Annotated in this window: 18 protein-coding genes and 2 pseudogenes; 17 read left to right on the top strand and 3 right to left on the bottom strand. The window is 45.2% G+C overall.

All coding sequences use genetic code 11. The annotated features are described in order from the left end of the window. Positions 1 to 70 precede the first annotated feature (70 nt). On the bottom strand, positions 71 to 1,312 hold the full coding sequence (locus AC0L6V_RS15160) for a Zn-dependent hydrolase (protein ID WP_418138390.1): 1,242 nt from the start codon (positions 1,310 to 1,312) through the stop codon (positions 71 to 73). Positions 1,313 to 1,561: 249 nt separating this feature from the next. Between AC0L6V_RS15160 and AC0L6V_RS15155 the strand changes: the two genes are divergently transcribed. From AC0L6V_RS15155 to AC0L6V_RS15110, 10 genes are all read left to right on the top strand, one after another. Beyond that, the gene (locus tag AC0L6V_RS15155; protein ID WP_265217997.1) at positions 1,562 to 2,263 is read left to right on the top strand and encodes a TetR/AcrR family transcriptional regulator; all 702 of its coding nucleotides are present in this window, start codon (positions 1,562 to 1,564) and stop codon (positions 2,261 to 2,263) included. A 216-nt stretch (positions 2,264 to 2,479) separates the two neighbouring features. Beyond that, the gene (gene cofG / locus AC0L6V_RS15150; RefSeq protein ID WP_409418736.1) at positions 2,480 to 3,610 is read left to right on the top strand and encodes a 7,8-didemethyl-8-hydroxy-5-deazariboflavin synthase CofG; all 1,131 of its coding nucleotides are present in this window, start codon (positions 2,480 to 2,482) and stop codon (positions 3,608 to 3,610) included. Then, positions 3,607 to 4,848 (top strand): 5-amino-6-(D-ribitylamino)uracil--L-tyrosine 4-hydroxyphenyl transferase CofH, encoded by a 1,242-nt coding sequence (cofH, locus tag AC0L6V_RS15145; protein WP_418138389.1) that lies wholly within the window; start codon positions 3,607 to 3,609, stop codon positions 4,846 to 4,848. The genes cofG and cofH overlap by 4 nt, the downstream gene beginning before the upstream one ends. Beyond that, positions 4,848 to 5,807, top strand: coding sequence for a 2-phospho-L-lactate transferase (cofD, locus tag AC0L6V_RS15140; protein WP_265217993.1), 960 nt, complete (start codon positions 4,848 to 4,850; stop codon positions 5,805 to 5,807). The genes cofH and cofD overlap by 1 nt, the downstream gene beginning before the upstream one ends. Further along, positions 5,807 to 6,523: a 2-phospho-L-lactate guanylyltransferase gene (cofC, locus tag AC0L6V_RS15135; protein ID WP_265217992.1), complete on the top strand. Its 717-nt coding sequence runs from the start codon at positions 5,807 to 5,809 to the stop codon at positions 6,521 to 6,523. The genes cofD and cofC overlap by 1 nt, the downstream gene beginning before the upstream one ends. Further along, entirely contained in the window at positions 6,516 to 7,289 is a 774-nt protein-coding gene (gene cofE / locus AC0L6V_RS15130; protein ID WP_265217991.1) for a coenzyme F420-0:L-glutamate ligase, read from the top strand. Before cofC ends, cofE begins: the two co-directional genes overlap by 8 nt. Beyond that, a complete protein-coding gene (locus AC0L6V_RS15125; RefSeq protein WP_418138388.1) occupies positions 7,286 to 7,699 on the top strand; it encodes an NAD(P)-binding domain-containing protein in 414 nt (137 codons plus the stop codon). Before cofE ends, AC0L6V_RS15125 begins: the two co-directional genes overlap by 4 nt. Next, complete coding sequence (locus AC0L6V_RS15120) at positions 7,683 to 7,979, top strand: Rossmann-fold NAD(P)-binding domain-containing protein (protein ID WP_418138387.1); 297 nt, start codon at positions 7,683 to 7,685, stop codon at positions 7,977 to 7,979. Before AC0L6V_RS15125 ends, AC0L6V_RS15120 begins: the two co-directional genes overlap by 17 nt. Positions 7,980 to 8,192: 213 nt before the next feature. After that, positions 8,193 to 9,197, top strand: coding sequence for a TIGR03842 family LLM class F420-dependent oxidoreductase (locus AC0L6V_RS15115; protein WP_265217989.1), 1,005 nt, complete (start codon positions 8,193 to 8,195; stop codon positions 9,195 to 9,197). Positions 9,198 to 9,554: 357 nt separating this feature from the next. Continuing rightward, the gene (locus AC0L6V_RS15110) at positions 9,555 to 10,541 is read left to right on the top strand and encodes an IS110 family RNA-guided transposase (protein ID WP_100188761.1); all 987 of its coding nucleotides are present in this window, start codon (positions 9,555 to 9,557) and stop codon (positions 10,539 to 10,541) included. 154 nt (positions 10,542 to 10,695) lie between these two features. Here the strand turns inward: AC0L6V_RS15110 and AC0L6V_RS15105 are convergent, their stop codons facing one another. Both AC0L6V_RS15105 and AC0L6V_RS15100 read right to left on the bottom strand, forming a co-directional pair. Beyond that, positions 10,696 to 11,502, bottom strand: coding sequence for an amino acid ABC transporter permease (locus tag AC0L6V_RS15105; protein ID WP_418138386.1), 807 nt, complete (start codon positions 11,500 to 11,502; stop codon positions 10,696 to 10,698). Positions 11,503 to 11,624: 122 nt separating this feature from the next. Continuing rightward, on the bottom strand, positions 11,625 to 12,413 hold the full coding sequence (locus tag AC0L6V_RS15100; protein WP_265217987.1) for a transporter substrate-binding domain-containing protein: 789 nt from the start codon (positions 12,411 to 12,413) through the stop codon (positions 11,625 to 11,627). A gap of 179 nt (positions 12,414 to 12,592) precedes the next feature. On the opposite strand from AC0L6V_RS15100, the gene AC0L6V_RS15095 reads away from it, so the two are divergent. The 7 genes and pseudogenes from AC0L6V_RS15095 (at position 12,593) to AC0L6V_RS15065 (ending at position 21,802) form a co-directional block, all read left to right on the top strand. Continuing rightward, a complete protein-coding gene (locus AC0L6V_RS15095) occupies positions 12,593 to 13,423 on the top strand; it encodes a hypothetical protein (RefSeq protein WP_265217986.1) in 831 nt (276 codons plus the stop codon). 31 nt (positions 13,424 to 13,454) lie between these two features. After that, the gene (locus tag AC0L6V_RS15090; RefSeq protein WP_409418733.1) at positions 13,455 to 13,931 is read left to right on the top strand and encodes a GNAT family N-acetyltransferase; all 477 of its coding nucleotides are present in this window, start codon (positions 13,455 to 13,457) and stop codon (positions 13,929 to 13,931) included. Between the two features lie 24 nt (positions 13,932 to 13,955). Then, complete coding sequence (locus tag AC0L6V_RS15085) at positions 13,956 to 14,507, top strand: DJ-1 family glyoxalase III (RefSeq protein ID WP_265217984.1); 552 nt, start codon at positions 13,956 to 13,958, stop codon at positions 14,505 to 14,507. Positions 14,508 to 14,769: 262 nt separating this feature from the next. Continuing rightward, positions 14,770 to 15,901 (top strand): annotated as a pseudogene (carA, locus tag AC0L6V_RS15080) (glutamine-hydrolyzing carbamoyl-phosphate synthase small subunit). Positions 15,902 to 15,935: 34 nt separating this feature from the next. Continuing rightward, positions 15,936 to 19,152, top strand: a pseudogene (gene carB, locus AC0L6V_RS15075) (carbamoyl-phosphate synthase large subunit). Next, positions 19,152 to 19,628, top strand: a complete 477-nt coding sequence (greA, locus tag AC0L6V_RS15070; protein WP_265217982.1) for a transcription elongation factor GreA — start codon at positions 19,152 to 19,154, stop codon at positions 19,626 to 19,628. The pseudogene carB and the gene greA overlap by 1 nt, the downstream one beginning before the upstream one ends. Before the next feature lie 281 nt (positions 19,629 to 19,909). Next, positions 19,910 to 21,802: a methyl-accepting chemotaxis protein gene (locus tag AC0L6V_RS15065; RefSeq protein WP_265217981.1), complete on the top strand. Its 1,893-nt coding sequence runs from the start codon at positions 19,910 to 19,912 to the stop codon at positions 21,800 to 21,802. Positions 21,803 to 21,809: the final 7 nt, after the last annotated feature.

Raw genomic sequence — 21,809 nt, 5'->3', positions numbered from 1 at the left:
TCTACTTTTCAATTATTTATGGGTTTCATTCAATGGTTCGTTGTTGTCTTCACTTGCTTGTTGTCATGGTTTATTGATGTTCTTTGGCGATGCGTTCACTGGCTTCGAGCATGGCGTGCAGCAGCACATTGGCTCCGGCCGCGCATTCTTCTGGTGAGCTGTATTCTGCTTCGTTATGACTGATACCGTTCAAACAAGGCGTAAAAATCATTCCAGTTGGTACTAAATCCGCCATGTAACAGGCGTCATGTCCTGCACCTGCATAGATGTCCATATGGCTATAACCAAGCTTTTCCGTGGCGGCTTTTACGTCGTCAGAAGCGTTAAACTCTACTGGAGCGAAATACCAAAAAGGATCAACGTTGACGTCGACACCATGATCAAGGGCGATTTCTTTGCAAAAGGCTAATAGCTCTTCATGCATGGTGAGCAAAACATCAGGTTTAGGGTTACGAAGGTCTGCGCTGAATGTCACATTGCCCGGAATCGTATTGCGTGAGTTTGGCCAGACTTGCATAAAACCCACCGTACCCAAGCCATTTTCATGACGATGCGCGATGGCGTTCATTTCGGTGACAATGGCAGAAGCCGCTAACATAGCGTCCTTGCGAAGATGCATTGGTGTGGTGCCTGAATGAGAAGGGCGACCGACCACTTCAATGTTGTACCAGCGGATGCCTTGGCCTAGTCGAACTATACCAATGGCTTTTTCTTCATCCTCTAAAATTGGCCCTTGTTCGATGTGCGCTTCGAAAAATGCGCCCATGTGTCGGCTGCCTAATTCCATTTCGCCTAAATAACCAATACGTTCTAGTTCGTCACCAAGACGAATGCCATTGACGTCCGTTTTGTTTAATTCAGTTTCCAGATCAAAGCGGCCAACATAGGTTCCTGAAGCCTGCATAGCGGGTTGGAAACGTGACCCTTCTTCGTTGGTCCAAACGGAGAATTCCATTGCCGTGGGCGTTGCAATGTTGTTTTCATGCAATGTGCGCAGTACTTCAACGCCAGAAAGAACACCGAAAACACCATCGAACTTGCCGCCAGTCGGTTGTGTATCAAGGTGGCTGCCAGTGCCGACGGCTGGTAAGTCATTATTTATGCCAGAACGACGAGCAAAGATATTGCCAATTTTATCGACTTCAACGGTACAGCCACAGGCTTTACACCAAGAAACAAAAAGATCACGGGCTTGCTTGTCTAAGTCTGTTCCTGCAAGACGGTTACAACCGCCTTTTTCTGTACCGCCAATGTCGCCCATTTCCATTAGGGAGTCCCAAAGGCGTTGCTGGTTGATACGAAGGTCTTGCATGGCTTACTCCTAATCCTGCTTCCAATACCTTTACCAAAAGGTAAAAAATGACGATAAAAAAATAATCAATAACTTGCCTTTCAGGTCAGCAATAAGTAGGCCAAGTTTTAATCAAGTTTGTCGAGAAAGACTCGTTAGAGTTATCTGACTGTGCTATTTTAAAACTTGAGAAAAAGATAATGTTTAATAAAAACAGCGTCTTATAAGGTTAAAAAAGAATGTACTTTTTGTATTAAGGCGGATTGGATTTTGGTTGAGAAGAAAGCGAAACGCACAAAACAATCAATTAATAGAGAAGAATTAGAGTCACGTATACTGCGTTCTGCTGAAGTGTTATTTGCAGAAAAAGGTTACAGCGGGTCTTCTATGGAAGCGATTGCGATAACGGCAAATATTTCTAAGCAAAATCTTATTTATTACTTTCCAAACAAAGAGTTACTCTACAAACGCGTGTTAAAAGAGATGCTCGATATATGGATAGAAAAGCTGTCATTTCTTGAAACGCAAGGTGACACGCCCGAAGCGGTTATTCGTCGCTATGTGCGTGAAAAAATGCAGCTTTCACGATTGTACCCGAATGGTTCTAAAGTCTTTGCTCATGAAATCATCAGTGGTGCACCTGTCTTAAAAGAGTACCTAATTAGCCACTTAAAACCGCAGTTTGATCGAGATGTTATATTGGTTAAGTCTTGGATAAATAAGGGATTAATTGAGGATGTAGATCCTGAGCATTTGTTTTTTACTATCTGGGCGGCGACACAAACCTATGCCGATTTCTCGGTACAAATGGAAGTGCTATTAGGAAAACATCGTTTGGACGAAGATGATTTTGAACGAGCGGAACTAGCGGTGACGGATTTCGTTGTGCGCGCTCTTGGTGCCAAAAAAATAATTAAAAATAATTTTATCAAGTTTTTCCTCTGGTATTTCAATAAATGGCGTTTTTTTTGAGTCATTGAACTGTGCAAAAAAACGCCACTTTTCATCATCTTAACCTTTTGGTTAACTTATTACTTAACTAAACTTTAGACCGCTAGCCCTTTATCAGTGCGTGTTTTGCACTAATAAAAACAATTTACTCTGCGCAAAATGGTTGCTATTAATTTTTATACCAAATGGTAAAAAAGTTAATTTAATCTCATTTAACCACTAACGCGTGGAGTGACTATGATCTCTGATTCTGAAGCCATATCTTATGAGTTTGCTACTGGGCCAGACTTGTACGCACTCTGCCAAGAAGCCGCTAAAGCGCGTGATAACGCTTGGGGTAAACAACTTACTTATTCAAAAAAAGTGTTTATACCCTTAACCAATATGTGTCGTGATACCTGCGGTTATTGCACCTTTGTGCAGTCGCCAGAGTCTCCTCATGCTAATTACATGACACCAGAACAAGTGCTAAAAACCGCTCGAGAAGGTGCGGCATTAGATTGCAAAGAAGCTTTGTTCAGTTTGGGCGAGCGCCCAGAAGAGCGCCATCAGAAAGCTCGCGATATGTTGGCCAATTTAGGTTACGACAGCACCTTAGAGTATTTGCATGATCAATGTGAAAGTGTCTTAACGCACACCAGTTTGTTGCCTCATGTGAATGCGGGAGCCTTGTCTTTTGATGAACTGAAACGCCTAAAACCCGTCGCGGCTAGCATGGGCATGATGCTGGAAAATGTGTCAAATACGTTACTTAAAAAAGGCCAAGCTCATTATGCTTGTCCAGACAAAACCCCTAAGCGTCGGCTCGACACCATAGAGCAAGCGGGCCGTCTTGATATCGCCTTCACCACAGGAATCCTGATTGGCATTGGTGAAAGCTGGACAGACCGAGTAAACAGTCTCATCGCCATTCGTGATCGCCATCTTGCCTATGGGCATATCCAAGAAGTCATCATTCAGAATTTTCGCGCCAAAGCAGGCACCGCGATGGCCAACTATCAAGAACCCAATTTAGACGATATGAAGCGCACCATCGCTGTTGCCCGTTTGATCTTGCCCGATGACATCAGCATACAAGCACCGCCAAATTTGGAAGTCGAATACGGCAGTTACATCAATGCGGGCATCAACGATTGGGGCGGCATTTCGCCTTTGACCAAAGACTTTATTAACCCAGAAAGAGCGTGGCCGCAGATCAGTAGCGTGGCGCAAGCTTGTGAAGGATTGGGTTATTCGCTGGCAGAACGTCTGACCATTTATGACCGCTTTCAGCATCAGGACAATAAATATCTAACACCTAATTTAACGCAACGAGTCGCGTCGCTGGCTAGCCGTGCAGCTCAAGTGAGTGGAGGAGTTATCGCATGAACCTATTTCCTTTAACGTCAAGCAATGTTCTAGATAGCACACCAGATTCGGTGCTGTTCAATAGTCAGGTGAGCGAATCGATTCGAACAATTTTGCAAAGATCTTTGCTGGGCGAAGAGCTGAGTGTCGAAGACGCTTGTGTGTTATTTGCTACGCAAGGTGCAGAAGCCCAAGCCGTGTTAGACACCGCTGATAAAGTACGTGAAAAACGCGTCGGCAATGTCGGAACCTTTGTGATTACGCGCAATATCAATTTCACTAACGTATGTTACATGGGGTGCCGATTTTGCAATTTCGCTAAAGAAAAAGGCGACAAAGAAGCGGAGTTCCTAACGGTCGAACAAGTGGCTGATCGAGCCGAAGAGGCTTGGAATCGAGGGGCGACAGAAGTCTGTATTCAAGGTGGATTGCATCCAGATATAGGCGCAGATTATTACCGTAACCTTATTATCGCGGTGAAAAAACGTGTGCCAGACATTCATATTCACGCCTTTTCCCCATTTGAAATTTGGTATGGCTGCAAAAAAGGTCGCCTTGAGCCAGAGGCGTTTTTGACCGAGTTAAAGAACCTTGGTTTAGGTTCTATGCCGGGCACAGCGGCAGAGATTTTAGATACCGAAGTGCGCAAGCAATTGACCAAGAATAAACTCACTACAGAAGAGTGGGTGCGCATTATCAAAGCCGCCCATTCTGTTGGCGTGCCGACAACGTCGACCATCATGTATGGTCATGTTGATCAGCCAATTCATTGGGCCAATCACCTCAAATTATTGCGCGATATTCAAAAGGAAACTGGCGGCTTTACTGAATTTGTGCCGTTAGGTTTTATCCATTACGAAACCCGTTTATACAAGGATAATCCAGACAAGGTTCGCCCTGGTCCAACGCAAGACGAGCATTTCAAAATGCACGCCATTGCTCGCCTGATGCTGCAAGGTCATATCGATAATATCCAAGCCTCATGGGTGAAAATGGTGCCCGATGTAGCCGCTAGAATGCTGCGCTCAGGTGCCAATGATTTGGGCGGCACTTTGATGAACGAAAGTATTTCCCGTGCGGCAGGAGCCACTCATGGGCAAGAAGTGTTTCCAGAAGACATGGTCGCCAATATTCAAGCGGCGGGTCTGCATGCGGTACAGCGCAGCACTAAATATGAAGTGGTTAGAGATTATCCCTTGGTAGAACACAAGGTCAAAGCGCCTTTATCGAACCGCATTGCGATTCAAGGAGTGGCGTAATGAGCGGCTTAAACATCACCTTATTGGCTGGCGGTGTGGGTGGTGCCAAAGCGGCAGAAGGCTTGGCAAAAAGCCCATACGCCAGCGCGACCAAGATCATTGGCAACATTGCCGACGATGATGAATTTCACGGTCTTTGGGTCTCACCGGATATCGATACGCTGATTTATTCTTTGGGTGATCAGATTGACCGTCAGCAAGGTTGGGGACGCAAGAACGAAACGCATCAAGTACTCACCGAGCTAAAAGCCTTAGGGCAAGACACTTGGATGACTCTGGGGGATTTGGATTTAGCGACGCATATTTATCGAACGAATTTAAAACACCAAGGCGTTAGCGCTAGCGAGATTACCGAGCGTTTGGCGAAACGTCATGGCGTCAGCGTGCCGATTTTGTTGCCGACAGATGATGTGGTGCAAACCCGAGTGAAGACGCCACAAGGCTGGCTGTCTTTCCAAGAATTCTTTGTACGCGAGCATTGTCAGTCCGACGTGCTGGATATTGAGTACCAAGGAATCGAAAAGGCAAAACCTACCCAAAATGCCTTAGAGCAAATTGCTAACAGTGACCTAATTATCATCGCGCCGAGCAATCCGATTGTTAGCATTGGTGCCATTCTCGCTGTGCCGGACATTCAGCAAGCGGTGGAAAAAAGCGCTGCTTATGTCATTGCTGTTTCGCCTTTAATTGGCGGAAAAACGGTAAAAGGCCCTGCGGATAAAATGCTTGAAAGTGTAGGGAAAAGTATCGATTCAAAAGGCATCTATGACTGTTACAGCACATTCTTACAGGCCATGGTGATTGACAATCTTGATCAGCAAGACGCCACTTGGTTGCAAGGGCAAGGTTTGGATGTGTTGGTCACGCCAACCCTAATGAAAACCCCTGAAGACAAAACGGCGTTGCTTACCAAAGTGGTTGAGTTTGCTTTGTCTCATAAAAAGCAGAGGGCGGCCTAATGACTTCTTTTTTGAAAACACCTTCTTTAATGGCCCCTTTTTTTATAGACAAGCTCTGTGTGGTGATTCCGATGAAATCGCCCAAGCGTTCCAAACAAAGATTGGTTGGCTGCTTGTCGGATGCAGCCCGTGAAAGTTTGTCTCTGACGCTGTTTGAAAACACCTTGGCGTTTTTTCAGCGACATTTCCCCATGTTAGACGTGCTGGTGGTGAGTGAATCACTTGAAGTACTTTCCCTTGCTCAATCTTATGAAGCCAATACCTTGTTTGACGATGGGGAAAAGGGTTTAAACGGTGCGTTGGATTTTGCCTGCGATTGGGTGAAAAAATCCGGCTATGACAGCCAACTTATTGTTCCTAGTGACATTGCGGTCTTGGATCCTAAAGAAATTACTACGCTGATGACGGCAATTCATGACGCGCAAGTGGTGATTGCCGTTGCCAAAGACGGCGGTACCAATGCGTTATTAACATCACCTCCGGATGCCATTCATTTTGAATATGGTTGTGATTCTGCGTCTGCGCATAAGGCCAACGCTGCGAATAATCGACTGGTTTGTCGCAGCCTGCATCTTGCCAATCTCGCGTTGGACATTGATCAGAGGGAAGATCTTAAAGTTGCCGTAATTCGTCAACCTGAACGCTTCAAAGCATGGCGCGATACGGGGCAATCATTGATGAAGAAAACGCTTATTAAGGAACGCCACTATGCCTGATTCTATGAGTGTGTTTCGCTTGATGGGCTTGCCGGATTTTCAGCAGGGCGATGATTTAGCACAAAAAATCATCGATACCTTAACGACGCAAAATCAAGCGCTGATGGCTGGCGACATCTTGGTCATTGCTCAAAAAGTAGTGTCAAAAAGTGAAGGTGCTTTTGCCTATTTGGACGACATTACGCCCAGTGAAGAAGCCATCGAGTTGGCGAAAACCGTTAATAAAGATCCACGTAAAGTCGAAGTGATTTTGTCCCAATCAACACGCATTGTGCGAGCGATGAAGCGACCTGATCAAGAAGAAGGCGTACTGATCGCCGAGCATAAAAATGGCTACATCTGCGCTAATGCAGCAGTGGATGAATCCAATGCTGACCATCCCAGCCAACTGATTTTACTGCCCGAAGACCCAGACAAAAGTGCGCGCTTACTGTGTCACAAATTAGAAGCCTATTTTGGCTGTGATTTGGGCGTGGTGATCAGCGACACCTTTGGTCGACCTTGGCGGTTGGGGCAAACCAACGTGGCGATTGGCTTGGCGAATGTGCCGGGTGTGGTTCACATGTTGGGGGAGCTGGATGCGTTCGGACGACCTTTGAGCGTCACCGCACCTGCCTTTGCGGATGAAGTTGCGGCAGCGTCTGGGTTGTTAATGGAGAAAAGGGCTAAATCACCCGTGATAATTTTTCGTGGCCTATCTTGGTCAAAAACCGACAGTTCGAGCCGTGATCTTATTCGTGCTCATAACGAGGATCTTTTTAGATGAAAAACGAAGTAACTAATAAAGTCGCCATCATTGGCGGAACCGGCCCGCAAGGGAAAGGACTGGCCCTGCGTTTGGCACTGGCTGGCACTAGCGTGGTGTTGGGTTCTCGTGATCCTGCCAAGGCAGCAGAAACCGCGCAGCAGCTCACCGTCACCTTGGCGGAACAGGATTGTCAGGCGGACATTACCGGATTGTCGATGGAGGACGCCACCAAAGCCGCAGACGATTTGGTGATTTTATCGGTGCCTTACAGCGGCCACGATGCCACCTTGACCGCCTTAGCGCCATTGTTGGTCGGCAAAACCTTGGTGGACATTGTTGTGCCATTGGCACCAGGTAACCCAAAAGCCGTGGTGATGCCAGAAGCGGAGCTCGGTAACGGAATCGGCGCAGTTGTTATTGGGCGATGATATCCCAGTTGTCGGTGCCTTACATAACGTGTCAGCGGTGACCTTGAACGATCTATCTCGAGGCATCAATTGCGACATCTTGGTGTGCGGCAATGACCTTGAAGCCAAAAAACGCGTCATGGCTTTGATCGAAAAAATGGGCACCAAAGCCTACAACGCAGGCTTAGCCGAAAGCGCCCGTTGCGTTGAAGCGCTAACGCCGATTTTGATTCGATTGAATATTTCGAAAGAGGTGCCGTTTTCTCATGCGGGAGTTCGTATCTGTCCACCCGATCATTAGGTGCGATTACTGAGCGCACCAATACTTTGTTAAAAACAGACTCAAAATGCTCATTTATAACTTATAGACTCCGCTTTTTCGTCTGTTTTTGCCTCGTCTTGGTTTTGCTCAGCACATCGTAGAGAGTGCTCTAAAGCGCTTACCAATACTTTGTTAAACACAGTTTCAAATTTTTAAAAATATTAAAAAGCATAATCACAAGAGGAATACATTATGGAATTTGGCATTACGTTTAAAGGCTTCGTCAGCCCAGATCGCGCGCGAAATCTTGTTCGTCAGGCGGAAGCCGCTGGCTTCACTTATTGCTGGTTTTACGATTCTCACATTCTTTGGCGTGAGTCGTTTGTCGCTATGGCAATGTGTATGGAGCACACCAAAACCATGCGTTTTGGTCCTTGTGTGACCAACCCGAATATTCGTGATTGGTCTTTATCGGCCAGCTTGTACGCGAGTTTGGCGCATCAAAGTAACGGTCGTTTCGACATTGGTCTTGGTCGTGGTGATTCTTCCATGCGAGTAATGGGCAAAAAACCAGCGACGCTAGCGCGTCTTGCGGAATTTACCACCAAGGTAAAAGCCATGGTACGCGGTGAAGAAGTGGAATACGGTGAATGCCCAGAACCGGTCAAATTACCTTGGGCGACAGGTTATGAATTGCCTGTGTGGATTGGCGCCTATGGCCCAAAAGCCTTGGCTACCGCTGGTGAAGTGGGTGATGGTTTGATTTTGCAGATTGGTGACCCTGATTTAGTTAAATGGTTTAAAGATCAAGCGATTAACGCCGGTGAAGCTGCAGGCCGTGATATGTCTAACTTCAAAATTCAAGCTGCGGCGCCTGCTTACTTTGGTGACATGGATTACTGTATTGAACACACCAAATGGTTCCCAGCCATGGTCGGTAACCATGTGGCGGATATTGTCGAACAATACGGCAGTGATTCAGGTTTAGTGCCAAAAAGCTTAACGGATTACATCGAAAAACGTCGTGGTTACGATTACTCCAAACATGGTCAAAGCGATAACCCATTCTTGGATTTCATCACCGAAGACATAGTGAAAAGCTTCTGTGTATTGGGGACTGTCGAGGATCATATTGCCAAGATTAAAGACCTAGAAGCGGCAGGAACCACGCAGTTTAACATCTACCTAGACAGCGGCGACGAAGAAGAAATCATCGCCAAATACGGCAGAGAAATCATCCCCGTGTTTAATGGCTAAGCTTCTGCTTTTGTCCCTTCCCCTTTTGTCTTCCAAGGGGAAGGTTAGGATGGGGTTATTTTGCTTACATTTTTTTGATTTACATAGGGTTTTGTAGGTCGCGGCTTTAGCCCGACAATACTTAATTTGTCATGGCGAGGTTTGTTGTCGGCATAAATGCACGACCTTGTATCTCTTCTTGATGAGTGTTTAGCTAGCACTTATCGCATCGGGAAATCGGTGAGGCTCGTGCGCGACCTGAGCACAAAGATGCTGTTTTGTAGATTGAGCTCTGATTTCCTAACCTCCATTAAACTGAATGGTATCCTAGCACCCCAAGTAAGGGTGATGCTGCATGTACAAGGGGAGTAAATAGAGATGAAGGCTTTTATTGGCATTGATGTTGGTAAAGAAAAGTTAGATGTTAGTTGGTTACGCGACGTGGTCAAAAATAAGCAGAAAACCAAGGTCTTAAAGAACACAAAACAAGGCTATCAAGAATTAGTTGATTGGGTACTAAAGAATACAGGGTTAGAAGCTCAGAATATTGTTATTACGACAGAGCCTACTGGTATTTATAGCGAACCGTTGATGTATTTTTTATATGCCCAAGGATTTACTCTTTTACATGTAAACCCTGGAAAAGCAAAACAATATGCAAAATCATTAGGGCTAGTTCATAAGACTGATAAATCAGACGCCACAATGCTAGCTCGCTATGGTCATGACCAACAACATTCACTTTCAAGCTGGCAGCCAGAGCCGGTAGAAGCAAGAGAACTAAAGGCAATGATGCGTAGACTTGAAGCGCTAGAGCAAGATTTACAGCGTGAAGAAAACCGTTATGAAGCGGTAGGATTTTCAGGCGCATCCGCTCGGGTCGCTCAATCTCTCAAAGATATGATAGCAGTGTTAAAGGCTGAAATTGATAAACTCAAAAATGAAATCGATGAGCATATTGACAGGCATCCTCAATTGAAGAAGAACCGCCAATTACTTGAAAGCATAAATGGTGTTGGTGAAGTAACATCCCGAATAATGGTTTGTTTGCTGGCGTGTAAGCGGTTTAAGAGCGCAAAACAGCTGGCTTCTTATTTAGGCTTGATCCCCAAGCACAACGAATCTGGTAAACGGGCAGGAAAAACAACCTTGAGTAAGGAAGGGCCAGGCTATATCAGAGCGAAATTGTATATGGCCGCAATCGTAGCTGGTCAACACAATACCGATATAAAAGCGCAGAAGACGAGACTACTAAAGCAAGGCAAAACAAAAATGCAGGCGCTAGGTGCAGCGATGAGAAAGCTGTCACAAATATGTTTTGGCGTTGTTAAGAATCAAACAGAATATCAGCCTCAAGTTAGTTAAATAAAAACTTGAGGCTGGTCAGGAGAGATGGTATCTACAATATCGATGGAAGTCGTTTTACGACCTTTTTCCAAGGGTTAGGATGGGTGTGTTTTTGTCTCTTATACAGCGTTGATTTCATACACTCATTAGGAGCGAGGGATCCTGTCTTTAGTCAATGATGATCGTTGCGTCTTAGGTGTGTTTCAAAGGCGCGTATCATTAGCGATAAGCTGAGTGTGAGTATGAGGTACATGAAGGCGACGACGTTGTAGGTTTCGAAGAATTGGAAGGTGGAGGAGCTGAAGACTTTGCCAAGTTGGGTGATGTCTTGCACGCCGAGTACCGAGACGAGTGCGGAGTCTTTGATCATGGCGACGAAGTCGTTGCCCGAGGGCGGTAAGATTTTGCGCATGGCTTGGGGGAGGGTGATCAAGCGGAAGCGATGCCAGTTGGATAAGCCTAGTGCTTTGGCGGCTTCTATTTGTCCTTTGCTCACTTCTTGAATGCCGGCACGAAAGATTTCAGCAATAAAAGCGCTGTAGCTGATGGCAAGGGCGATAATGGCACGCCACAGTAGAGAGAAGTCTCTTGTTGTGGCTTTTTCTATCCATCCCGCTTCAATCGGTATTTGTAATCCCCAGTTGTAGAGCTTTACCATTTCTGGTGCGCCGACAAAGGCAATGTAGAATAAGAGTACGAGAACGGGAATGCCGCGGAAGATTTCCACATAAAAACGTGCGAACTCTCGCAGTATGCGATAACGAGAAAACCCTGCCAGTGCGATGAATAAGCCAAGCAAACTGGCCAAAATAAAAGCCGCAAATGTGACGCCTATGGTGGTGAGTAAACCTGCGCTTAGGGCGCTGGCGATGCGTTGATAACTTTCGTCAGCCACCATGTTCCATGACAGAATTAAAGCAAGAATGATGATAGTGACTAACCACCAAGGTGTGCGTTCTACGGTGTTTTTAAAGGGCATAATCAATTCATAGCAGGACCATTCCTTGGTCGTCATCAATAAAAAACGGAAGGCCTATGTGTTAGGCGCTCCGTTACTGTGTGGTTATTTCTATTTAACGGGATTGTTTTTTGGGGCTTTTTCTATTGGTTATAGTCAAAGAACCATTTTTTGTTTAGGGCTTCCAAGGTGCCGTCTTTTTTCATGCTTTCGATGGCAGCATTGATTGGCTTAACAAGGTCTGAGCCTTTAGCCAAAATGAAGCCAAAATTTTCAGATCCCAATGGGCCGCCAACGATTTTGAACGCGCCTGGATTGGCACCGATATAACCGCGAGCAGAGGCAGCGTCCATTAATACGCTGTCTACATCGCCAGATTTCAAGGCTTGAACAGATGCACCAAAAGTTTCTAATAAGGTAATGCGAGGATTGTTTTCATCACCATCAAGCACATCGTACACGGCCACATAAAAGTTAGTGGTACCGGCTTGTGCGCCAAATTGCAGATCTGGGTTGGCGGCAAAGGATTTTGCATCGTTAAAGCGTTCTTCATCGGCACGCACCAGCATGAATTGCTGAGACGTCATGTAAGGAATCGTGAAGTCAATTTGCTGAGCGCGTTCTTCGTTAATGGTAATGCCGTCCATGCCGACATCGTATTGGCCTTGCTTGACGGCTTGGATCATGGTGTCCCAGCTGCTTAGGTGCCATTCAATTTTGGCGTTTAAGCGTTTGCCAATTTCGTTCATGGCGTCGTATTCCCAACCTATGCCTTCACCTGTTGCAGGGTCGACAAAATTAAGTGGTGTGTAAGCATTTTCAGTGACCGCTAAAATAGTGCGACCTTTAAGGTCTGGCAAGTTGTCGGCGAAGCTCAAGCTGCTGATTGAAACCGCAGCGATAACCATCAAACGAGATAATAAAGACACCATGTTTTTATACCTTTATAGGAGTTTGCTCAAAATTGGCTGCGATTATACACAGCTGTTGCGTAAAGATCTCTAGCAAGCTTTAGGCCATCAAGTGGCATCTCTTGGCGTAAGCGGGTATATTTGCTTACTCATGTTCAAATCGACAAATGTAGATTTTTAACGCAGCGATTAAGGTTATTATGTACCGCGAACTATCACCTCAACAGGCCTTTCAAACCCATTGCTTAGCGCAAATGGGCGTCGTTTCTTGGTTGTCTATTGAGAAAAGTGAATCTGCTTCTGACGGTGTGACAGGCACGGTTTTTATGCCGGTTCAGCCTTGGCCGATTGATGTGGCGGTGACGAGGGACTTTTCTTCGTCTCCTTCGTCTACCGGTTTTAAAGCGGTTGAACCTGCTTCCGCTCCGGTAGATAAGCGATCAGCGGATGAAAAAGAGCCTCTAGTCCATCACCTTCGTGAGCAGTTAAACGCTGGGCCAGAAATTATTGTTGAAGACTTACAGCCTATCGAGGAGTTGGCTGTCGATATTGTTGTTGAGCCTGACCCAACGCTGAATACCCAAATTACGCGGCTGAATATTCAGGCTTATGCTTTATCTAATAAGCTTTTGATTTTAAGTGATGTGCCTGAGGTCTTCTCTCAGGCAGAAGAGATTGAGCGTCTGGCGCTGAAAATGGGACAAGCGCTACTAAAACAGCCTATTGACGAATGGCAGAGCAGTGCGTTTAGCTGGCCTGGGCAGTTGCGTAACCCGTATTTTTTAAATCGTACCGATTGGCTGTTTGGTGCGTTAGAAAGCTATGTGGGTCGTTTGGTGAAAGATTTTCCTGAGCCTCCATTACTCGTGCTTGCCGGTGCTAAAATTACCCAGCTGGTGGAGGATTTGCCAGCTGAAAGTTCTTTAAAACAATACCCTACAGCACGCATCGTAAGTTTGTCCGAATTGCATCGTATTCCTGAATTGCGCAAAGAAGCGTGGCAAGTGATGCAATCAAGCTTTTTCCGTTAATGTCTTTGCCTTCTATGAGGCGTTCCATTTTATGATACCTTCTATTGTTATTCGTCTGGCGACTGAGTCAGATTTACTGCCTATTATTCAACTTGATGCCTTGTCGAATCCTTATCCTTGGGGAGGGGGCTTGGTTGCGGAGGCGTTACAGACTCGCAAAAATTGGGTGGTTGAATTAGGTGATGCGACGCAGAAATCGATCGTTGGCTGGTTAACTGCATCGGTTGTGCTTGATCAATCCGAATTAGAATTAATTGTGATTGATACCTCAGTCCGTAGACAGGGACTAGCCAGACAGTTAATCATGGTTTGGTCAGAAACAGTCGCGCAGCAAGATGTCCGTGAGCTCTTGTTAGAAGTTCGCGAATCGAATGTCGGTGCCATTGCCTTGTATGAATCTTTGGGGTTTGAGCAGGTCGGTCGTCGAAAAAATTACTATCAAATAGCCAAAAAAGGACAAACAGAACAAGGCCACGAAGCGGCCTGTTTGTTTACCAAGCGGCTATGAATTTAAGGGTTTAAAGAGGTGGTTATGAGCAAAGTATTGGTTCCTATTGCGAATGGTAATGAAGATATTGAGGCCATTACGATTATCGATGTATTACGACGTGGTGGCGTAGATGTCACGGTGGCGAGTGTTCATGAAACAAAGCACATTGTGATGGCGCACGGTACAAAGCTTGAGGCTGATACTTTATTAACCGATGTGTCAGAGCAATTTTTTGATGCGATTGTGTTGGCTGGCGGTATGCCAGGGGCAGAACATTTGCGTGATTGTGCATTGTTGATTGATATGTTGGAAAAACATGACATCCAAGATGCGTTATTAGCGGCTATTTGTGCCTCACCTGCTGTGGTATTTGGTACCCATGGCTTTGTGGTGGATAAACAAGCCACTTGTTACCCAGGTTTCGAAAAAGGATTGATTGGAGCGGAATATATCGCCAATGAACCTGTTGTAATGGATGGCAATATTTTGACTGGCAAAGGGCCTGCCGCTGCGATGGTTTTTTCATTGACGGTATTGGGAAATTTAAAGGGCTATGATGCAGCGAAAAATGTCGCTGATGGATTGTTGTGCTAGAAAAGTATTTTGCTCCATGCTTATTCTTGACTAAGAAGTCAAGAAAAAATATAAGCAAATTCCGTGTTTTTGCTAGATTTAGCGGCAATTCGGTGGACGCTAAAGCCGTATCAGAGTAGAATTAGGCAGATTTTTTGAACGCGAGATCTATTGGTTACCCATCAATAGATGCACGGCAAAAACGCAATTTCTTAAAAGCGAGATGAGCCGCCGGTTTATCTCGCTTTTTTGCAACCTGAAAGGCTCTAAATGGGAGGTTCCTTTGGCAACATCAGCGATTCTGGCTCTGGAAGACGGCACGGTTTTTAAAGGGGTGTCGATCGGAGCAGATGGCTCCTCAACTGCTGAAGTGGTATTTAACACTTCGATGACTGGTTATCAAGAAATTCTTACTGATCCTTCCTATGCTCGACAAATGGTCACCTTGACCTATCCCCACATTGGGAATACTGGCGTTAACTCTGAAGATGAAGAATCCGACAAAATTTGGTGTGAAGGCTTGATCATTCGTGATCTTCCTCTAGTGGCTAGCAGCTGGCGTTCACAAGAATCATTAGATTCTTATTTGAAGCGCAAAGGTGTGGTGGGTATTGCTGATATCGACACACGTAAGCTGACACGTATTCTACGTGAAAAAGGTGCGCAAGCAGGTTGCATCATGGCGGGTGAAAATTTAGATGAAGCGGCGGCGATTGCAGCGGCTCGTGCTTTCCCTGGTTTGAAAGGCATGGATCTAGCGAAAGAAGTAACGGTTGAAAAAGCATACGAGTGGACTGAGTCTACTTGGGATCTTGTAAATGGTCACACAACACCAGACTCTTTCGACTTCCATGTGGTTGCTTATGACTATGGTGTAAAACGCAATATTTTGCGTATGTTGGTTGAACGCGGCTGCCGTCTAACGGTTGTACCTGCAAAAACACCTGCAAAAGATGTATTAGCAATGAATCCAGATGGTGTTTTCCTATCTAATGGCCCTGGCGATCCAGAAGCCTGTGATTACGCGATTCAAGCCATCAAAGAAATTTTAGAAACCGATATTCCTGTTTTTGGTATTTGTCTTGGTCATCAGCTTTTGGCATTAGCATCTGGTGCGAAAACCAAGAAAATGAAGTTTGGTCACCACGGTGCAAACCATCCGGTACAAGCGATTGAAAAAGGCACTGTGATGATCACCAGTCAAAACCACGGTTTTGCGGTAGACGAAGACACCTTGCCAGCTAACCTTGTGATGACTCACAAATCTTTGTTCGATGGTTCCTTGCAAGGCATCGCACGTACAGACAAGAGTGCATTTAGCTTCCAAGGTCACCCTGAAGCGAGTTCCAGGGCCACACGATGTTGCGCCTTTGTTCGATCAGTTTATTGAAAACATCAAAGCCTCTAAAGCCTAAGACAAAACCTAAATAGGAGCGGAACGAAAATATTATGCCAAAACGTACTGACATAAAAAGCGTCTTAATTTTAGGTGCGAGTACCTATTGTTATCGGTCAGGCTTGTGAGTTTGACTATTCGGGTGCGCAGGCGTGTAAAGCGCTTCGTGAAGAAGGTTTTCGCGTTATTCTGGTGAACTCTAACCCAGCCACCATCATGACAGACCCCGCGATGGCCGATGCGACTTACATTGAGCCTATCGAATGGAAAACCGTTGAAAAGATCATTGAAAAAGAGCGCCCAGATGCGGTGCTACCGACCATGGGTGGTCAAACAGCATTGAACTGTGCGTTGGATCTTGAACGTCATGGTGTGTTAGCGAAATACAATGTAGAAATGATTGGTGCGACAGCTGATGCCATTGACAAAGCGGAAGATCGTAGCCGTTTTGATCAAGCCATGCGCTCCATTGGTCTTGAATGTCCACGTGCGGGCATTGCCCATAACATGGAAGAAGCGCTTAAAGTTCAAGCGGAAGTAGGCTTCCCTTGTATTATTCGTCCTTCTTTCACCATGGGCGGCACCGGTGGCGGTATCGCGTATAACATGGAAGAGTTCGACGAAATTTGTACTCGTGGTTTGGATTTGTCTCCGACCAACGAATTGCTCATCGATGAATCTTTGATCGGTTGGAAAGAGTACGAGATGGAAGTTGTCCGCGACAAAAAAGACAACTGCATCATTGTTTGTGCGATTGAAAACTTCGACGCCATGGGGGTTCACACGGGTGACTCTATCACGGTGGCACCAGCACAAACGTTGACAGACAAAGAATATCAAATCATGCGTAACGCTTCTTTGGCGGTATTGCGCGAGATCGGTGTAGAGACAGGTGGTTCCAACGTACAGTTTGGTATGGATCCAAAAACAGGTCGTCTTGTGGTCATTGAGATGAACCCTCGTGTGTCTCGTTCGTCTGCTTTGGCATCGAAAGCAACGGGCTTCCCAATTGCAAAAATTGCCGCGAAATTGGCGATTGGTTATACCCTTGATGAGTTGCAAAACGACATCACTGGCGGCCAAACTCCAGCGAGCTTCGAGCCAGCAATCGACTATGTTGTCACTAAGATCCCTCGTTTCACATTCGAAAAATTCCCAACTGCTAACGATCGTTTAACTACGCAAATGAAATCCGTTGGTGAAGTGATGGCGATTGGCCGTACTTTCCAAGAGTCGTTGCAAAAAGCCTTACGTGGCTTGGAAGTGGGTTCTGACGGTTTCAATCCTCAGCTGGATTTCTCCGAAGAAAACAGTAAAGAGAAATTGGCTTACGAGCTTCAATCTCCAGGTTCTGACCGTATTTGGTACATTGGCGATGCGTTCCGTTCAGGTATGACGGTTGACGAAGTATATGAAGCTACTGGTGTTGATCATTGGTTCTTGGTGCAAATCGAAGACTTGATCAAAGAAGAAGCGGCCCTAGCGGATAAAGGCTTGGTCGACATGACCTACGATGTTTTGCGTCGTTTGAAGCGTAAAGGGTTCTCTGACGCACGTCTGGCTAAACTGCTTCATGTTACTGAAAAATCGTTGCGTGAACGTCGTTATTTGATGAATGTTCACCCCGTCTACAAACGTGTTGATACCTGTGCGGCGGAATTTGCAACCAATACCGCCTATATGTATTCCACTTACGAAGACGAGTGTGAAGCGGCGCCAACGGATCGTGAAAAAATCATTATCCTTGGTGGTGGTCCAAACCGTATCGGTCAGGGTATTGAATTTGACTACTGCTGCGTACACGCGGCGCTAGGTTTGCGTGACGACGGTTACGAAACTATTATGGTGAACTGTAACCCTGAAACGGTATCGACTGACTACGATACGTCTGACCGTTTGTACTTCGAGCCAGTCACGCTTGAAGACGTGTTAGAAATCGTTCGCAAAGAAAAACCAAAAGGCGTGATCGTTCAATTCGGTGGTCAAACGCCGCTGAAAATTGCGCGTGCTTTGCAAAACGAAGGTGTGCCAATCATTGGTACCACGCCTGAGTCTATTGACCGCGCAGAAGATCGTGAGCGTTTCCAAAGCATGATCCAGCGTTTGGGTTACAAGCAACCTCATAACGCGACAGTGCGTAGTGTTGACCAAGCTGCTGCCAAAGCCGCTGAAATCGGTTATCCACTCGTGGTTCGTCCATCTTATGTATTGGGCGGCCGTGCGATGGAAATCGTATACAACGAAAAAGAACTGATGCGTTACATGACCAGTGCTGTGAAAGTGTCTAACGACAGCCCTGTGTTGCTAGATCACTTCTTGAATGCGGCGATTGAGATTGATATCGACTGTATCAGTGATGGTAAGCAAGTGGTGATTGGCGGCATTATGCAGCATATCGAACAAGCGGGCGTTCACTCTGGTGACTCTGCGTGCTCTTTGCCGCCATACTCTTTGTCTAAAGAAGTGCAAGACGATATTCGTGAGATGATCAAAAACATGGCGCTAGAGCTTGGCGTTGTTGGTTTGATGAACACTCAACTTGCGGTACAAGATGGCGAAATTTATGTGATCGAGGTGAACCCTCGTGCATCACGTACTGTGCCTTTTGTTTCTAAATGTATTGGTCGCTCTTTGGCGCAAGTGGCGGCTTTGGTCATGGCAGGCAAAACACTGGAAGAGCTTGGTTTCACTAAAGAAATTATTCCTTCTTACTACAGCGTGAAAGAAGCCGTTTTCCCATTCAACAAGTTCCAAGGTGTCGATCCGATTCTTGGGCCTGAAATGAAGTCTACGGGCGAAGTGATGGGCGTAGGTGATACCTTTGCTGAAGCGTTCGGTAAAGCCGCGTTGGGTGGTGGTACCGTATTGCCAACGTCTGGCCGTGCTTTTATCAGCGTTCGTGATATGGACAAAGAAGGGGCTGTGGATGTGGCTCGTCGCTTGGCGGAATTAGGCTTTGACCTTGTGGGTACCGAAGGCACAGCAAAATACCTAACTGATCATGGTGTGGAAGTTCGTAAAGTGAACAAGGTGAATGAAGGTCGTCCTCATATCGTTGATATGATGAAAAATGGCGAAATTGATTACATCATCAACACCACATCTGGTACGCAAGCGATTGCAGACTCTTCTGTTATCCGTCGTACAGCTTTACAGCGCAAGGTTTGTTACACTACGACATTGGCTGGTGCTGAAGCAACGAGTATGGCGATTAGCCTAACGGGTGAAACGAAAGTTAGAAGACTGCAAGATTTGCACTTGGGGAAATAATGAAAAAAGTACCAATGACAGTAGAAGGTGAAGCTCGTCTAAGAGAAGAGCTGAATCACTTGAAAACTGTCGTCCGTCCTCGCGTGATTGCGGATATCGCAACCGCGCGCGAACATGGCGACTTAAAAGAAAACGCTGAATACCATGCGGCTCGTGAAGAGCAGGGATTTGCCGAAGGTCGTATTAAAGAGATCGAAGGGAAGCTTGCTGATTCGCAAGTGATTGATGTGAAATCCTTGCCAGCGTCTGGCAAAGTGATTTTCGGTACGACAGTAACCTTGTTTAACGTCGATACTGAGGAAACGGTGACTTATAAGATTGTTGGCGACGACGAAGCGGATGTAAAAGAGAAGAAAATCTCTTACGCATCACCAATCGCTAAAGCCATTATCGGCAAAGAAGAAGGTGACGAAGTGACCATTCAGGTTCCTAGTGGCGAAGTGATATACGAGATTGAGAAAGTCGAATATATTTAATGTATTAGGCGTTTTACAAAAAACCACGATGCGAAAGCATCGTGGTTTTTTTATGCCTAGGTTTCTAGATTCATTATTATCAATACTCTACATAACTTAATGAAAACCTCACAATAATTAACTAAGTTATTTTGACTTTCATTGATTATCTAACCTATGATCAATCCGAGTAGATATTAGCCAATGGAGCTGGTTGAGAGATTACTTTAAGTGAACTTGAGCGAAAATAAATATAATTGATGCATGTGTAAGCATGTCGTTTAGATCGATGGATTGGCATTATGAAAAATTTCTCATTACGTAAAAAAATTCTTATTATTACTGTTATTTGTTTTGTTGTTTTTTTTGTTGCTTTAGTTGTTCAGAGTGTTACTACATTGCAAAAAAATATTGAGTCTGCATTGGAAGATGAAGTTGACTTAGTATCCGAAGTATTTAGTGATAACGTTGGGAACTGGCTTAAAGACAGACAAAACTCGGTAAGCAAGCTTGCCAAGACAATTGCAGAATTCCCAGATATCAAGCCCTATATATTATTGGACCAAGTAAGAGAAGGGCTAGGCTTCTCAATCACTTATTTTGGTAATGAAAAGGGTGAGATGTATCGTAATGACCCTAACTTAAACCCACCAAATTATGACCCAAGAGTGCGCAGTTGGTACAAAGGTGCTAAAGAAAGCAATGGTCGTTTCTTAGCCTCTCCATTTGTTTCCGCGAGTACAAATGAGTATGTAGTTACATTGTCTGAAGCGGTAAAGAAAGATAATCAGTTTATTGGTGCCATTGGTGCTAACCTTACCTTAGAGCAACTGACGCTCTTTGTTAATAAACTTAACGTTCCTGGTGATGGTTATGCTGTAGTGGTTGATAAAAGTGACCAGATCGTTGCACATCCTGACTCCAAGTTACAAAGTAAAAAAGCCTCAGAGCTAAATGAAAACTTTGCTGGTGATTTGCTCGAGAAACTTGTTTCTAAGCGTACGCTTCAAGATATGTCGTTAGATGGTCGTGACCGGCTTATTTATGCGACAGTTATTCCTAATTCAAACTGGTCGCTTATTTTAGTAATGGATAAAGAGACATTGTTTGCTCCGGTACGCAGTCAGCTCATAAGTCAGGTCATTATTAGTTTTATCATCTTGGTTGTTATTTTGATCATCATGTCTTTGTTATTGAAGGTCATGTTGGAAAATCTCAGTGCCATTACCAAAAGCCTAGATGAAATTGCAAATGGTAATGGTGATTTAACGATTCGATTAGAAGTGAAAAGTGGCGATGAAATCGGCCAATTAGCAGCGAGTTTCAATCGGTTTGTTGAACAACTTTATGGCATTATTAGCCGATTGAGTGCTACCTCTAAAGATTTGCTGTCTGAAGCTGGTGGTGTATCTAAGGTATCAGATCAGCAAAACGAGAGATTGCAACGTCATCAAAGTGAAATTCACATGATAGCGACGGCAGTGACAGAGATGGCGTCTGCGACTCAAGAAATATCTACTAATGCAGAGCAAACAGCTTATTCTGCTAGAGATTGTGTTTCGATAACAGAGAAAGGCCGCAAAGAAGTTGAGACAAGTCAACGTTCTACAGAAACCTTAGCGGAAGAAGTGGGCCGAGCAAGTCAAATTATTGGCGATTTAAATAAACATGTACAGAGCATCAACTCTATCCTATCAACTATTAGTGGCATATCTGAGCAAACTAACTTGCTTGCACTAAACGCAGCAATTGAAGCCGCTAGGGCGGGTGAACAAGGTCGTGGTTTTGCCGTGGTGGCTGATGAGGTAAGGGTTTTATCGCAACGTACTCATAGCTCAACTCAAGAAATTCAGGGAATGATAGAGTCTTTGCAAGCTGCGGCGGAAAGTGCAGTTAAAGCGACTGATAGAGGTAAGGAGATGGCTAACCAGAGTGTTTCAGATGCTGAAGAAGCAAATAGAAGTTTAGGTCTAATCCTTGATTCTATCAATAAAATCAATGATATGGCGGCACAAATAGCGACTGCGGCTGAAGAGCAATCTTCCGTTACACTCGAAATTAGCCGCAACACCGAAACCATACGCGGTGTTGGTGATGAGATGTCAGAAGCTAGCAAGCTTGCCGCCGAACAAGCGAAAAAACTGCATGACTTAGGACGACAAATAAACCAAGAAGTCGCTAAATTTAGACTATAAAAGCACT

This window comes from Marinomonas sp. G8-14, from assembly GCF_055808935.1.
This window is presented reverse-complemented; position numbering and strand designations above follow the sequence as displayed.